The sequence below is a fragment of the Alteromonas sp. DY56-G5 genome, assembly GCF_041414725.1.
Lineage (GTDB): Bacteria > Pseudomonadota > Gammaproteobacteria > Enterobacterales > Alteromonadaceae > Alteromonas > Alteromonas macleodii.
Window position 1 is genome coordinate 1 of record NZ_JANHZQ010000051.1, and the last position, 13,688, is coordinate 13,688.

The window sequence follows — 13,688 nt, forward strand, 5'->3', positions numbered from 1 at the left end:
GCTTCTCTTTACTGGTTTGAATAACGTTGCACATAATCGCGCTAGTACAAATTGGAGGGAATTTGGCAGGCTGAATTGGTATAAAGCGTGGCATTGAAGGGATAAACCCTACTTTCTATTGTATTTGTAGATATTTCCAGCATCCATTATTTAAAGAGGTTGCGAGTTTTTTTGCATCTTTCTTCAACTGGAAACATTGCGCATGACTGTTTTGTAAAACGGACAGCGCTTGGTCGCTGTCTTTAACGAAAAATTGTGATGAAGAAAGGGTTCGCTCGGTAGTTACGATCACATTTGTCCACTCAATTCCCTGTACTTCAATCAGTGAGCCAGTGTCAGTATAAAACTTAGGAGGGTTATCTTTGTTTATAATAAACCACATTGTTGGTTATTTCCCATTAGGTTAGTTTCATATTTCTTTTTTCTAAGTCAGCTTTTTGCTTCGCTCTAACAGCAGTTGCTAAAAAATAGTCCCAATCCAGCTCATCAGGTATAGATAACTGATGTTTTAAATCCGCAAGATTTTGATCCAACGAACAATCGCTACTTGGTTCAGGAATGCTTTCTTCGGTAGAAATGTTTATGTCGTTCATCAGCTTCCTATGAAAACGGTTCAGGTTTTCGTGAAAATACCATGGGGAAATCAAACCTATGCAATCAGTGTCAAAGTTTTGAGTACACAAGCTCTGTTTTTTAACTTCTACGGGATTTAAAGGTGCTCATAGTTTTCAGATGCGCATCACTTTTGTATTTCAGGCTTCAAATTTAAATTCTGCGCTATTCTTATCAATGCTCTGAGCATAAAGCATTGCCTCTCGTTTCAACTCGGAAAACGCAGCCTTCGCCAAGTTTAGTTTAGTTGCATCCATCTTTGTTTCATCGAAAACACGTTTATATTTTTCAAAGAATTCATTCTTATTTTTTACGTTGGTGGCTTTTGTTATCATCTTCCAGAATCGCTCATCCATGAATTCATCTTGTCCCCAGAAGAAGTACTGTTCTGCTATAACGTAAATTTCTTCAATGCTGTAGATACCTTTATCACTTGATGCATCTATCATAACTGCGATCCACTCAGTACCAGAAGCTTCACCAATCCGTTTTTTTAAAGCTTCAAAATCTTCATTTTCCATAGTATTTCTGCATTATTTTAATAAAGGTGGCGCCATTTTATAACAGCCAGTAAGTAGCATCGTTTGTTTATTTGACTATTTAATTTTTCAATCTCACAATTTTAATTAATGGGATGATCTTTCGCTATCTTCCCATCACGACTTGTCGAATGGAATGTTGATGAGCGTTCTTGCTTAAGCATCTCGCTTGAAGAGCAATGACCAAGGCAAGCAACGATAATGCTAACGGCAAATACTCCACTAAAAATTCCATTACTTTTTCCTACATTGAAAATTCAGAGAATAGACTCTACGGTGCTGTATACAGCTGTGTATTGAAACGCTGGCTGTCCAGATTCTGCGTCAATTATTGACTCCCTAATAACTTGTAGTGCTTTCTCGGTAACTCGTTGAGAAGCCAAGTTTTCCTTGCTGACCACAGAATCTATGACTAAATGGGGTATTCCGCCTTTATAAGCTTGCGATAAGAGGTCATTTACGGCTTCTTTAACTATTGCTGTCCCATATCCTCGATTTCGATATTGCTCTGGAACTGCATAGCCGATAGAGATACATGGATGGCCGTCATGGAACCCATTCTTTACGCAGGAGCAAAAAGCTTTAACTGTGCGTTTGTCATCAGTCATACGCGCATATGTAAATCGCATAACACCAGGCGCAGCCTCATCAACATGACTATACAAATTTGAATAACCTGGTACTTTTGCTAAAGAAATCATCCCTTTCAAAATACATTCTTGAAAGGAAACTAGGCTATCATGTGGGTTTACCATTTCAGAAGGCATCTTGTTCCCTATTGGTTACTTATCTCTAATAGTCGAAGGTAAACACGTTTAGCGCGGCCATACTGTCTATAAAGCTGAGGATAATGATGTAACCAAACAATATCATTTGGGTTGCAACCACCTTCAGCATTAATAGTTTTGATTGAGATTGCTGCGGCCTGTTTATCATGTTCTTTGTCTAGTTCGGCTAGATTAGTCATCGTATTTCCTATTTCTTTAATTTCGATGTTGAACCCTTTGTAGCAATCTCTTTTTGTTGCTTTTCAAGAGTAGAAAGCAGATCGGATTTTCCTCTGACTGAGCCAGTATTTTTATCGTAATTGGGATAACCGAATGACTTAATGGCGTGTTCAAACTCACTTTTATCCAACTTTATTTGTTTACTCATAAATGTTCCCTTTTGTCAGTTTTGAGTTCTTCAACCAGTCTTTTGACGGCTGTTGGATCTGTTTTCTTGCCATTACTAGCACTTATACTTGCCAATTCCTCATAAAACTTTTTGTTGTTTTTGACTGCTGGCTCGAACGGAATTGCCTGACCTTTTGCTTTCGATTTATGTTCTTTCATGCTACCAGTTTCAATTTTATAAATTGTTCAATTTAATTAGTAATTCACTGCGCTTAATTGGCGTGTGATACCATCTAAAAACAATACGTTTATTCAATACTAGTGTGATATCCACGACTGGTTGCTCACAGAAAAATCGCAACCTGACTACTCGATCTCGTTCTAAATTAGCTTTTTCTTCGCCGATGATATGCTCAAGTTCCCTGAATAGGGCTTCAAAAGAGATAGTTAAGCACCGTGACCTAATAGAGATAGCTTCATAGTCACCCCATGCATTAGCCACCCAATCAGGCTTGCTAATACTGTGTCTCGACATAAGATGCTCTTCACTAACTGATAAACGCGCTTGGTTATGTTCATACTGAACTTCATAACCAGACTCATTTATATCTAACACTTCAGCGTCAAATGCTGCTAATTGCCGCAGCCAAGCTCTTTGACTTGGACATAAATATGTCACTCTGACTTTATCGCCTATTTGGCATGCATTAGACACTCGACGATATTTCCCATTAACCTTTATTTTTTGCCGGAAGTCCGTTCACAGCATCAATATCTCTCTGCTCGCCTTTTGAAGCTATTCGAGATATTTGCCGCTCTGACTTACCCCAGCGCTTAGCGATTTCTTCAAACTTCCAGCCCTTTTTATTGGCTATTAACTGAAAGTCTGTAACCCTTTTACCTGTCATATATGTTTAGTATGCTTAATCATATTTGCCTGTCAAATATGTCTGGTTAGAATGTAACAGGTCATGATAGGAAACTCAATTTCCCATCAGGATGGTCAAAAAGCTATCATCGCGTTGGAAGCCTTATTTAAAGCTGTAATAGGAAACGATTTAAAACGATTTAATTGGTTAACGTTCTTATCCTTTTCTACAGTCAGTGAGGCGTTACTAAAGGATGCCTTTCTTATTACCCTAAATCTTGTTTAAGTCGGATATTTTATAGAATTAATACTCGTGAAGAACCATAGTTAAATTTTTACCCCATATCGAGAAGGTAATTAATGATTTCTAAAAAACGAAAAGCTGCAATATTTTACTCTGCTGCCGCTATTATCAGTGGAGTGACTTTTGCTTTTCACGAAGATATATCATCCAAACTAGATGTTCTTTATACCCCTAATGCTCCTATGGCTGTAGCAAATGATTTTTGGCTTACCGTATTGGAGAAAGACGAAGCAAGGGCTCACGACTTTCTGCTTAAACCTGAAAAGGGTGAGTTAATCCCAGGCTACAATAAACTGGATAGAGCAAACCTCAGTAAGATTCACCAAGACAATAATGTCTATTTTATTGAAACCTCCGTTCGTCTCCTACGAAACAATCGGCAATTTAATATCCCAATGTATACAATTGTTGCTAGTGAGAATGGTGAATTTAAAGTTGATTTAAACGCTTCATTAGCCTCAGTATCAGATGCGGCACTAAAGCAGTCAATAGACTATTACATTTCTTCTTTAGAAGGTGCACAGTCAGTTTTTGTGGATAAAAGCAACATGGGGAGTGACCAGAAAGCTGAATTACTTAAATTAAACTTCAAGATGATTGACGAGATGACATGCGACATGAAGATGAAACTTAAACAAGAAATTAGCCCTGATGGTGACGTTCCGCTCAAATGCTAGCTTCACAAGCCACTTCCACAGTGGCTTTCAACTCTCTGAACCTCGTATGCCTTAGCTAATACATTTCAATCTTCTTTTGGTCTCCTCACAGATGCCAATTAAGCGCGTTAATAGATAAGTATTGATATGAGGCTAATTTTCACTAACCATTTTTCGCGGGTATAGCCCTAAGATAAAGTGACCGCCAAACTCCTCAACTCTGTTAAATCTTACCAAACCTGTCAGGTCTGTATCTTCATTTTCAATACCTCCATCCAGCCTCCTTTGTAAGGAGTGGACGAGGTTCTTAGATACAGGCCCATAAAACACACCAAACTCTCCATCCTTTTCTTCTACGGACAAGATTTTTATACCACCAGCCACATAAGAGTTAGAGTCATCACTATTCTTATGAACGTGCACTAAATTTTCTATGTTGGGAAGTAACTCAACTAATTCGGTATATTCTTGGGCATGATTCTCTACTACAACCATCTCATCTACCACCAGGAGATCAAGGATACTTTGATCCTTTTTGATAATTGACGCCTCTACAACTTTAGAAAAGTTCTGTGGATTCCCCAATGTTTCTTTGATATCAAAATACTTGACGCTTAAGTCTTTAGATACATTCCAAATCACTCTTGACGAATAATTTTCCGATTGATGTCCGATCAAAGACACCAAACCAATGATAGCTACTATAGGCAAAATTAAATTAAGCCTCTTCATAGTCTTTTCTATTTCAAACATAATTCGTCCAGCACCTTTTGTATTATCGCTTTTGAACGACAGTAAAAGTCTGCATTACTAGTATTACTCGTGTAGTTAATTCGCTCTACACTCGGATATAGCGAAAACAATTTATTGATATTGGGTGGAGTCTCGTATTCGGACAAGGCTGTTTCAGATTTTTCTATCATAAAGGCTGTTTCCAAATTCCCGTGTTTTACAAGAAAATCAGCTATGACTTTTTCACCTTCAATTTCTATCGAGAACAATGGTTTTTTTAACTTAGCACCCATCTTTTTTTCGAGAATGCATTTAATAGCTATCTTAGCGAAAGTCCTTTCTCTATCGGAGGAAACCACCATGAACCCCTGACCATTAACCACAGGGGCGGCGAAGCACCGGGTAACACCGAATTCATCGTTATTTTCATCTGATACAGGGGAAATAATCATGGCCACCAATATCGGCCCTTTAGATAAGCTGTAAGCGCCCTTTAACTTGGTTAAGGTGATTGTAGAAGGGAGAAATACGTCCCACCCATCTTTAACCTTAATTTGCCACCCATGTTCCTCTTCAAGAATTGTATCGACATGCGCTAAGACCAGCGCCTGTGGCCTGTTTCTCCCGCGCCACAAATGCTGTTTCCGATTTAGGTCTTCCTTGCAGTTCTTCAATTGTCCAAAACCGAAATGGAGGTATTGAAATAAACTTTTCCCACCAATACTAAAACGTCTAGAGGCAGAAATTATTCTATCTCGTTCATCAGCAAAACCGCTCTTTTGCTCAGAAGAGAAGAGACCGCAATTCGCCTCAGAGAATAGAGATGCGACCAACGTATAAAGTTTGTCTTCCTTACCCACTGATTCGGAAACGCCGGTTATTGAAGGACTAACTTTAGAACCACCAGCTTCATTCGCACTTACACTAAACGAATAGGAATTAGCTATCTTAGTTGGGCTTTCGTTACTTTCTGAGCTCTCACTAAAGATTTTGAATAACGGGCAGGACGACTTATGTCTGCCCCGCCCTTTCACGGTAGCTAGAAAGAAAGTATTTGAAGTTATAAACCTCTTAATAGTGACTGGTACTTCGCAACTGCAAACCACCCAATTGCCATACAATGATTTGAGTAAAAGCTGTGTTTCTCCCCCTTTTCCAGTTAAGAGGTTGGTTTTATCTGCTGAGAGTTTCTCTATAGTAAGAGGCTCTTCTTTAATGGCATACTTCTTTACTACTCTCATGCTTCCTCTCATGCGACCGTTGCAACTTTAATAGGCGTATCACTTACCCCTCTTAAATACGCCTCTTTCCACAATGTATGTGGCCAACCAGACAAGAATTCATGATGAAAAAAGTTATCTGTTTCACCCACTTTTAAATCTACTCTATCTTTGACACCCATTGAGAATGCTTTTCTTAGAATAAAAATTCTCAGTTCTTTCTGCAGTGCAGTATCAAATTTTGAAGAGTCCAGTGATGACCAACTTGCATTCTTGCCGCTATCTAGACGGTAGACCGGCGCATGGTAACGAGTCCCAAACGCAGTAAACATTTTTAATTTTTCGCTGACTGAATGACTGTTACAGTTTTCGACTCTTCATCAAAGCAAGTATAAAGAGGGTAATCAGAAGCAAAATGAATAACAGAAGTTGTTACATCCTCTTCCTCGATTATGAAAGGGGCTTCAACGTAGTAGTCCGGTCCATCAAAGTAGAGGGTATTCCAACCGTTTTCCTTAACGATTCGTTCCATATTCTTCTTTAGAGAGCCAGGTCTTATTAATGTCGATGTAGACTCTTGCTTATCTGCTTGACCAATTAAGCTAAATAAGGCCTCATCATTATTCATGACTAAATCGTATTCTTCCTGTGTCAAAGATACGTGAGGGTTCTGACCTTCCATAAAAGCATATTCAGATTTTAATTCGCGAAATTGCGACTCAGACAGTACAACAGCACCTTCACTATCTTTAGCATATTTCTTACCTTTCAACTTCACAGTTTCGTCGGTGGCAGTACATCCTACCGTCATGAGGGCTACGATTAAGGGGGTGGCAATGTGACTGAGGTTTCTTTTCATCTGAGAGGCCTATTAGTATTCCAAGATATTGAGCATTTTGTATTGCTACACCTTATACATTGTTGAAAAAATCCCTTCATTGGTTTTTCCGACTTATCGACTTTTAAATGACTTTTATAAAATCTATCGCCCTAATAATTCTTGTGCCCCTGTCTGCGGTATCATTCGGGCAAACAATAGATGAGCTCGTGAAGAAAGCCGAATCAAGAAAGAAAATTTCTGAGCTGGAAATCAACAAGGCTTTGATAGGGGCTTACTCTAACCACAGAGAAGCTAAAAAAAACAAGGAACAAATTAAAAATTCGGCAGTGAAAATAGAGCCTTCTCGCTGCTTTTGGACTGTCACCCAGACTTCTTTTCATAAGTGGCAATTGCAAGACATCACGAGCGAAAGAAAAGATTTTATCGTTACAGTGGACGTTAACACTCCTGAGCAGGACGAATCTTTATTGCAATTTTTCAAGGAGTGGATTCTGAGAGGCTACTCTCTGGCAAAGTTTGAACAGTCACCGGATGAACCATGCGAAAAGCACATCCGTCTTCTGAAAGTAGATTAACACCTTTAACTTAATAAAATTGAAAGGGTCAAACCGTACTGTGTAAACTTAAAAATTGGTGAAGTTTAAAATTTAGAACGCCATTTCGATCAATTGCTGGGCTTTGTATCCTCCACTCTTCCTCTTTATTACGAGCGTACTCGTAAACAGATAAAAAGCCCCTGTGCACATCAGCGTCGGGTTCATAGCCTTCTAAGGATACTCTAGCATCTTCAAAATGCATAAGTTTAGTAAGAATACTGCAATCTAATTCTTTAAGTGCACTATAAGTTTTAGTCTCATTTAGAAGCTCAAAGTGTGGCGCAAGCTGATTGGCCAGTAATTGTAATTTTCTGCTTTTGAATTCCTCGAAAGTAACTACAGTGCAGTGCCAATCCTTAGCTCTGTACTTATGACCATTGATGGTCTTGTAATATGCGTCAACACTATGCTTTTCACCAATGGAGATCCACAAACTAACTCCAGGTTCTTGACGATGGTGTTTAATCAAAGATGTAGAAGCAGACCAGAGGATTATTTCGCCGTCTGGTTCTTGGGTAGCGCAGGTGGCACATCTAGGCCAAAAGTCCACTAACTCACAGAGCATATCAATTAAACTGCATTCCTCGTTAGGCTGAAGCTTAGCAATATGAGCTTCTACAGCATTTACTTTTCTTCTATTTATAGTGTTCACTTATTTTCCCTTTAATAATTTCCCTCAAGCTAAATTAGTTACATGCTCGGATTAGGTAAATAGATTTCCCGACTTACTTAAAAAACAGCATATTAAATTCAAGATATGGAAATTTTTACCTTTTGGAGGCAAAGAGAACCTAAATAATAAGCTAACTACTCGCGGATACTCTCAATGCGCTAGCTGCTTTGTGTCGGTCGAATATTTTTTCAATATTCCAATTGGATAACTCTATTTCGTACTGTTGAACGCCAGCTTTTTCTAAAAACTTAGCGACCGTTCTGGGCTCTCTAAATGTTTTTATTTCTGTATTACTTGAGTTGGTTACAAAGTTAGTAACAGAACCTTGCTTGAAACGTACTACCAAATCGCCATTTTCATTACCAACGACTTGAAGTTTTACTACTGATGCCTTAACTCTTTTCGATAAAACCTCAATGTTCATTAGCGCTTCCAACAAACCTGAACGTTTGCAAACACAGGAACCCTCCAAGTAGAAATAAATATCGAGAGCCTTCGTACTCAACAATATCCCTAAATGATGTAGAGCGAATAGGGACCTCTACTATTTCCGTACATTTCTTACCACTCAAAAACCATATTGAATTTATCGACTTAGTCAGTCGAGTAGCCTGCATTGCAGTTTGACATTGCACGTTGGCCACGTGTGAATACCACCCATCGTCGAGTAACTTATTAGCAGCCTCACCAATCACTCTCCAGAGTTTTTGTATTTCAAAGCTACTGCCCTTTTCTACAGCCATGCGAAGCGCACGTTTATCAAGGAGTTGGTTATAAGTTTTCACTACAACCTGTTTAGTCTCCTCTAGGTGTTCAGGAATAGGCACGTTGTTAGCTCTACTCATATTTCTGAGTACATCTGATTTAAGGTGGTGCACAGAGAATGTTTTCAAGATTGATGTTCCATTTTCAAATTTAGTTGTATTCTCTTTTGTAACCAGGCTTTTCAAAACTATAAATGTTCAATTAGTCGGGTTTCTAATTCCTATATCCCGCCACTTTGCACACAATCCTTTCATTTGCTTCAAGGACCGGTATGGAATTTTCAGAAGAACAGATTAATTTCATTGTGGCCCCTTTTGACCAGCACATTCTACTAAGTGCTCCTCCAGGTGGTGGTAAATCGAAAGTGACTCAAGCTAGAGTGGCTTATATGTTGAGTAAAGGCATCAACCCTGAAACGATGCTAATCACAATGTTCAGTCGCCCTGCAGCGGAAGAGTTTAGGCGTGACATGCAAGCCTACAATATAGAAAATCAGCCGCGCATTAGGCATTACCACCAGCTTGGTTACCGTCTTTGCCAGTCATTAGAAAAACGCAATTTGATACCTACTAGAAAATTAATTGAAGACGAGAATCAGTGGTTAGGAATTTGTAGAGATAATTTGCGAAAATCAATCATTGAGCATGGTACTTCGGATATAAATGCTTATGACCAGTCTGTTATTGATAACTTTCTCTCGTTCGTAAATTTTTGCAAAAGTGACACACTTCCTGCCGCTGAAATGTTCAGCAGATTAAAGCTCCCCTCCGACCAACAGCCATTTATTTTAGGTTTTGAGTTAGTTGAAAAAGAGCGGAAACGACTAAAAATCAGGACGTTAAGTGACTTGATATATGACGTTGCAGTGGCATTAGAATATGAGGAAAAGATCTATAAATCTATTGCCAATAAACTCGATCATATTGTTATTGATGAGTACCAAGACATAGACCCTGCCTCAATGAAAATCTTTCATGCTATGGCTGGTACAAGAGCAAAATTCAATTGCATTGGTGATGATGACCAAACAATTTTTGAATGGAGGGGTAGTAGCCCTAAAACCATGACTTCTGATTGGGACGCCGTATTCCCCACTTCATCCAAGCTTCACCTAACCAAGACATACAGGTACGGACATGAGCTCGCTTTAGCGGCTTACAACTGTATTTCTAGGAATTCGGAAAGAACAGAAAAAATGTGTCTTTCGCCTTTGGATGCTAATAAAACCGAAATAAATATTGGTTACTACGATGAGCCGGCGCACGGGACGCCCCCATATGCTGATACTAATCAGTCCTCAATGATTGCAGCTATTAAGAGATTTATAGAGAAAGGTAACAGCTACTCAGACATTGCTATTTTACCGCGAATGCACTCTGTAACACCTTTCATCGAAATTGCTCTTATTAAGGCAGGTATCCCTTATTCAATGCACTCCAAGAGTACTTCTATAGCAAATACACCGCTATTTAAATCAATTGCGAGTACTGCCGCGCTGTTTGCTATGGAAGTAAGTCAAAAAGAGAAGTTCTCACTATTTGCTAAATCTTTAACTTTCCCACGACTACCAGTTAAAAGGGAAAAATATAAGGACCTTTTTTCACTAGTGTTTAGTGAGGGAGCAATTGATGATGAATCATTGCTAAATATATTCCCAGGCTCTAAACCTTTCTTTATAAAAAGCATAAATCAGCGCCTCAATAGCCTTAGAAACTCACTATCAAAAGAATCATTTCAAGAGTTCTACGACTCATATATTAACACATTCTTGATGCCACTAGTTTTGTATGAATCAACTAAAGGTAAATCTAATATCCCTAAAGAGTCACCCTCATTGCTAGATGGGTTTATAGAAATTACCAAAGGGGCAACTGATTACCATCAATTCAATAGAGCGCTTAGAGCTATAGGTAGTGAGAGCTCTAACAAACTAGGTAGTATTTCTATTCTGTCACAGCATTCAGCCAAAGGGCTTACTGTAAAAATGGCAATCATACCTGCTTGTTGCGAAACAATTAGCCCTTCAATCATACCTACTAAGGTTACCGATTTAGAGTCTGAAAGGCGCGTTTTCTACGTTGCTGCTACCCGTCCGAGAGAAGAGTTATTGCTTATGCTGCCTCCTGATAGAGAGTTCATAAAACTATCTGAGACTGAAACCAATACTGCACCGGCCTCTCACCAAGAAGATGTAAATTATGTTTCACGATTTGTCTATGAAATGAATATTCCAGGCGCGAAGCGCATATCACACGCCATCCATGAAGGAGCTGGTGGGGATCTCGACAAGTCACCTTCTAAAATAGAATTCAATCAGTACCTATCTCGATTAGGTTCATTCGCAAGAGTAAAATAATGGAAGAAAATCAAAAAACCGAAAAACAGTGGCTTGTTTTAATACAAGGTACAAGTCTCCACTCATACATTAAAACATCAGAGCCAACTTATCTTTGGTCATTTCTCTTTAGCCTAATGACATTTGTAATCGTGATTGTTGGTATTTTGCAGGTAACTGTCGGAGAGCTACTCTCTGAAGACCAAAACCCATTCCCCTACATTTTAAAATTAATAGTGGCTGGCTCTTTATCAATGTCTTTATCTTGCCTTTTCGGTAAGAAGCTTCTTGCTTTCATAACTTGTTTAGCTTCTTCAGCATTTTCCCTTTTCTTATTAGGATATGTTTAATATGGCCAACCAAGCGAAACGTGTCTCTGACTTTCTTCTAAGAGAGTTAAAAATAGATGAAGGCTTCTCTGAATCTAAAAAAACAACGATAAGGACTAGTTCTCAACAAACCTCGTTTATCATCGCTGTGCAGAATGCTATGCACTCAGGTGCATCTTTTAACGATGCTGTATCATTAATTATTGACTGGGCAATGATCGCTTCACAGCCAAGCTCAATGAATACTATCTCTGAAATAAGAATTTTAGATTTATTTGAATATCACTCAGTGCCGGGGGTTCATATAAATAAAGTACTCCAATTGCTAGATATTCACCCTAGGAGTTCAAACGCAATCTGTGACCCAGCTCTCTTTAGCGAATCATTATCATCGAGTGAAGTGGAAAAGATAGTAAAATTCTTTGGAGCGCAGAGTTCTTACATAACTGGAGAGTCCAGATATTATTATCACGTTCCAAGGTTAGAAAGTGCTGAACTCATAACAAGATACTTGTCAGTTCAAACTGACACCTACGAAAACCTTCAACCACATGAAACTCTAACAATATACAAAAATAAAGACTGGCCTAGTATAGGTGTTATCATTTTCCTAGAAAGAGAGCTTCATATTGAGGGTTTTTTCAGAATTACAACGAACCATTGCTTAGGCTATTCTCTAGAAAATTCAGATTCCATTCTGGAGCAAAACAACGACGTTTTGCAGAGTAAATGGATAAGAAACCGAGTCGCATCTATCTCTGGAGATTCCTTTAATAGATTACTAATGGGCGATATGATGGTTCTCCCCTCTTAACAAAAAAAAGCCCGTACTCGACGGGCTTTTCTGATTTATTGAGATAGTAGTTGATGGTAGGAATGCTTAAAACGATTGTATGTTAGATCGTTAAAATCTTCATCAATGATATATTGTTCATCCCACGCCTTAATGAAGGCTGCACTCTCTAAACCGCTTGTCTCTCCAGGTTCAAAATCATACCCTTCTGGCAATCCCTCTTGTGTGTAAATGGATGGGTCTTTAGCCATTACATTTACAATATTGAAAAGCGACATTCTCTCTTCAAAATCTACTGTGTTGAACAAGTATCTAAAAGCCATTCCGTAATGCAGCTCTAAGAATTCGCTGTCCATCCCATATTCATCTTCAGCATCTACGAACATTGGAACATCTACTTCTTCATGCTCAAAACGTTCAGCTACTTCTAATCCGCCAGAATAACGGGCCTGCCCCTCAGAGTACCAAAGTGGCAATGGGTTACCATGTACAGAGTGGGATAGTGACTCTTGCATCATCTGCACTAAGCCCTTTCGAATTAGTTGGTTATATTCATCAGGGATTGAAATGCTAGGAGCTTGAAGCGAAATGCCAGTATAGAATGCCTCGATGTATGAATTATTTGATTCTTCATGTAGACAAACTTTGACTTTCCCTTCGTGAGAAACGTCGTCGGCTGTCCAACCGTAGCCTGCATAATTAGATGCTTCCAAAACAAGCTCTAATCTCTTCTCGTTGTCACCACTAATATACACATCCCAGGCTAATGCTGCTTTTTCATTTTCTGACATATCAGAGTAATTAGATGGTAATGAACTTTGTGCTGATGGTAGATCACCATAGTTCTCGACAAAGTTATCAATGGCAAATTTAGCGATGTTTCTGCGTTGGCTCTTATAATCGGCCCAGTTAGTTCCAAAAATTTGAGGAACTTCTTCAACTTGGTGCTCCACCAAAGCAGCAGCTGTTTTGAAATCGTCAACAGGTAAGTTGGCGCTTCCAAAGACTACAACTTTGTCAGTTTCGAAATAATTAGAGCTATCATTTGAACAAGTGACTGCTAGTTCGCCTAGGTATTCATGCTTTCCTGTTAAGGTGGAGATTTTTGCAAATGAATTTACTTCACCGTCTGTTTTAATTTCACCTTGAGGATTTTCAACAATTACTTGACCTCCTGAGTCAGTTTCTACGTAAGACTCATTTTCGTTTAAGGTATCTGAAGTATCATCTGAACCGCCACCACAAGCGCCTAATGTGAAGCTTAAGGCGATGGCTACTACTGTTCTTTTTTTACTAAACAATTCCATTGT

Annotated in this window: 23 protein-coding genes; 5 read left to right on the forward strand and 18 right to left on the reverse strand. The window is 38.9% G+C overall.

Annotated elements, in window-relative coordinates:
• Nucleotides 1-115: 115 nt before the first annotated feature.
• From NO989_RS18665 to NO989_RS18710, 10 genes are all read right to left on the reverse strand, one after another.
• Entirely contained in the window at nucleotides 116-382 is a 267-nt protein-coding gene (locus NO989_RS18665; RefSeq protein ID WP_371343008.1) for a hypothetical protein, read from the reverse strand.
• Nucleotides 383-398: 16 nt separating this feature from the next.
• Nucleotides 399-593: a hypothetical protein gene (locus NO989_RS18670; RefSeq protein ID WP_371343010.1), complete on the reverse strand. Its 195-nt coding sequence runs from the start codon at nucleotides 591-593 to the stop codon at nucleotides 399-401.
• Between the two features lie 159 nt (nucleotides 594-752).
• Nucleotides 753-1,133, reverse strand: coding sequence for a hypothetical protein (locus tag NO989_RS18675; RefSeq protein WP_069945519.1), 381 nt, complete (start codon nucleotides 1,131-1,133; stop codon nucleotides 753-755).
• 124 nt (nucleotides 1,134-1,257) lie between these two features.
• A complete protein-coding gene (locus NO989_RS18680) occupies nucleotides 1,258-1,386 on the reverse strand; it encodes a hypothetical protein (protein ID WP_371343012.1) in 129 nt (42 codons plus the stop codon).
• 22 nt (nucleotides 1,387-1,408) lie between these two features.
• Complete coding sequence (locus NO989_RS18685) at nucleotides 1,409-1,906, reverse strand: GNAT family N-acetyltransferase (protein WP_371343013.1); 498 nt, start codon at nucleotides 1,904-1,906, stop codon at nucleotides 1,409-1,411.
• 20 nt (nucleotides 1,907-1,926) lie between these two features.
• Entirely contained in the window at nucleotides 1,927-2,118 is a 192-nt protein-coding gene (locus NO989_RS18690; protein ID WP_371343014.1) for a hypothetical protein, read from the reverse strand.
• A gap of 8 nt (nucleotides 2,119-2,126) precedes the next feature.
• Nucleotides 2,127-2,306, reverse strand: coding sequence for a hypothetical protein (locus tag NO989_RS18695; protein ID WP_071971467.1), 180 nt, complete (start codon nucleotides 2,304-2,306; stop codon nucleotides 2,127-2,129).
• Nucleotides 2,303-2,485, reverse strand: coding sequence for a hypothetical protein (locus NO989_RS18700; protein ID WP_338854208.1), 183 nt, complete (start codon nucleotides 2,483-2,485; stop codon nucleotides 2,303-2,305). The genes NO989_RS18695 and NO989_RS18700 overlap by 4 nt, the downstream gene beginning before the upstream one ends.
• A 16-nt stretch (nucleotides 2,486-2,501) precedes the next feature.
• Entirely contained in the window at nucleotides 2,502-2,981 is a 480-nt protein-coding gene (locus NO989_RS18705) for a hypothetical protein (RefSeq protein WP_371343015.1), read from the reverse strand.
• A 16-nt stretch (nucleotides 2,982-2,997) separates the two neighbouring features.
• Nucleotides 2,998-3,174, reverse strand: a complete 177-nt coding sequence (locus tag NO989_RS18710) for a hypothetical protein (protein WP_239247754.1) — start codon at nucleotides 3,172-3,174, stop codon at nucleotides 2,998-3,000.
• A gap of 320 nt (nucleotides 3,175-3,494) precedes the next feature.
• On the opposite strand from NO989_RS18710, the gene NO989_RS18715 reads away from it, so the two are divergent.
• Nucleotides 3,495-4,115, forward strand: a complete 621-nt coding sequence (locus NO989_RS18715; protein WP_371343016.1) for a hypothetical protein — start codon at nucleotides 3,495-3,497, stop codon at nucleotides 4,113-4,115.
• A 132-nt stretch (nucleotides 4,116-4,247) separates the two neighbouring features.
• Here the strand turns inward: NO989_RS18715 and NO989_RS18720 are convergent, their stop codons facing one another.
• From NO989_RS18720 to NO989_RS18735, 4 genes are read right to left on the reverse strand one after another with little or no spacing between them, the layout of a single operon-like run.
• Entirely contained in the window at nucleotides 4,248-4,847 is a 600-nt protein-coding gene (locus tag NO989_RS18720) for a hypothetical protein (RefSeq protein ID WP_371343017.1), read from the reverse strand.
• Nucleotides 4,835-6,067 carry a hypothetical protein gene (locus NO989_RS18725; RefSeq protein ID WP_371343018.1) on the reverse strand — a complete coding sequence of 411 codons (1,233 nt, stop codon included), beginning with the start codon at nucleotides 6,065-6,067 and terminating at the stop codon, nucleotides 4,835-4,837. Before NO989_RS18725 ends, NO989_RS18720 begins: the two co-directional genes overlap by 13 nt.
• Nucleotides 6,068-6,075: 8 nt before the next feature.
• Complete coding sequence (locus NO989_RS18730) at nucleotides 6,076-6,378, reverse strand: hypothetical protein (RefSeq protein WP_015068718.1); 303 nt, start codon at nucleotides 6,376-6,378, stop codon at nucleotides 6,076-6,078.
• Between the two features lie 2 nt (nucleotides 6,379-6,380).
• On the reverse strand, nucleotides 6,381-6,905 hold the full coding sequence (locus NO989_RS18735) for a hypothetical protein (RefSeq protein ID WP_101566865.1): 525 nt from the start codon (nucleotides 6,903-6,905) through the stop codon (nucleotides 6,381-6,383).
• Between the two features lie 188 nt (nucleotides 6,906-7,093).
• Here NO989_RS18735 and NO989_RS18740 point away from each other — a divergent pair, with 188 nt between their 5' ends.
• A complete protein-coding gene (locus NO989_RS18740; RefSeq protein WP_371343019.1) occupies nucleotides 7,094-7,462 on the forward strand; it encodes a hypothetical protein in 369 nt (122 codons plus the stop codon).
• A gap of 28 nt (nucleotides 7,463-7,490) precedes the next feature.
• Here NO989_RS18740 and NO989_RS18745 read toward each other — a convergent pair whose 3' ends face one another.
• The 3 genes from NO989_RS18745 to NO989_RS18755 all read right to left on the reverse strand — a co-directional run bounded on the left by NO989_RS18745 (nucleotide 7,491) and on the right by NO989_RS18755 (nucleotide 9,049).
• Complete coding sequence (locus tag NO989_RS18745; RefSeq protein WP_371343020.1) at nucleotides 7,491-8,135, reverse strand: hypothetical protein; 645 nt, start codon at nucleotides 8,133-8,135, stop codon at nucleotides 7,491-7,493.
• A 151-nt stretch (nucleotides 8,136-8,286) separates the two neighbouring features.
• Entirely contained in the window at nucleotides 8,287-8,580 is a 294-nt protein-coding gene (locus NO989_RS18750) for a hypothetical protein (RefSeq protein WP_015068722.1), read from the reverse strand.
• Nucleotides 8,570-9,049 (reverse strand): hypothetical protein, encoded by a 480-nt coding sequence (locus NO989_RS18755; RefSeq protein ID WP_015068723.1) that lies wholly within the window; start codon nucleotides 9,047-9,049, stop codon nucleotides 8,570-8,572. Before NO989_RS18755 ends, NO989_RS18750 begins: the two co-directional genes overlap by 11 nt.
• Nucleotides 9,050-9,192: 143 nt before the next feature.
• Here NO989_RS18755 and NO989_RS18760 point away from each other — a divergent pair, with 143 nt between their 5' ends.
• The 3 genes from NO989_RS18760 to NO989_RS18770 are packed head-to-tail and all read left to right on the forward strand — an operon-like array spanning nucleotide 9,193 to nucleotide 12,399.
• Nucleotides 9,193-11,277 (forward strand): UvrD-helicase domain-containing protein, encoded by a 2,085-nt coding sequence (locus tag NO989_RS18760; protein ID WP_371343021.1) that lies wholly within the window; start codon nucleotides 9,193-9,195, stop codon nucleotides 11,275-11,277.
• Entirely contained in the window at nucleotides 11,277-11,606 is a 330-nt protein-coding gene (locus NO989_RS18765) for a hypothetical protein (protein WP_015068725.1), read from the forward strand. Before NO989_RS18760 ends, NO989_RS18765 begins: the two co-directional genes overlap by 1 nt.
• Nucleotide 11,607: 1 nt before the next feature.
• Nucleotides 11,608-12,399, forward strand: coding sequence for a hypothetical protein (locus NO989_RS18770; RefSeq protein ID WP_015068726.1), 792 nt, complete (start codon nucleotides 11,608-11,610; stop codon nucleotides 12,397-12,399).
• A 35-nt stretch (nucleotides 12,400-12,434) separates the two neighbouring features.
• Here NO989_RS18770 and NO989_RS18775 read toward each other — a convergent pair whose 3' ends face one another.
• Nucleotides 12,435-13,685, reverse strand: a complete 1,251-nt coding sequence (locus NO989_RS18775; protein ID WP_015068727.1) for a hypothetical protein — start codon at nucleotides 13,683-13,685, stop codon at nucleotides 12,435-12,437.
• Nucleotides 13,686-13,688: the final 3 nt, after the last annotated feature.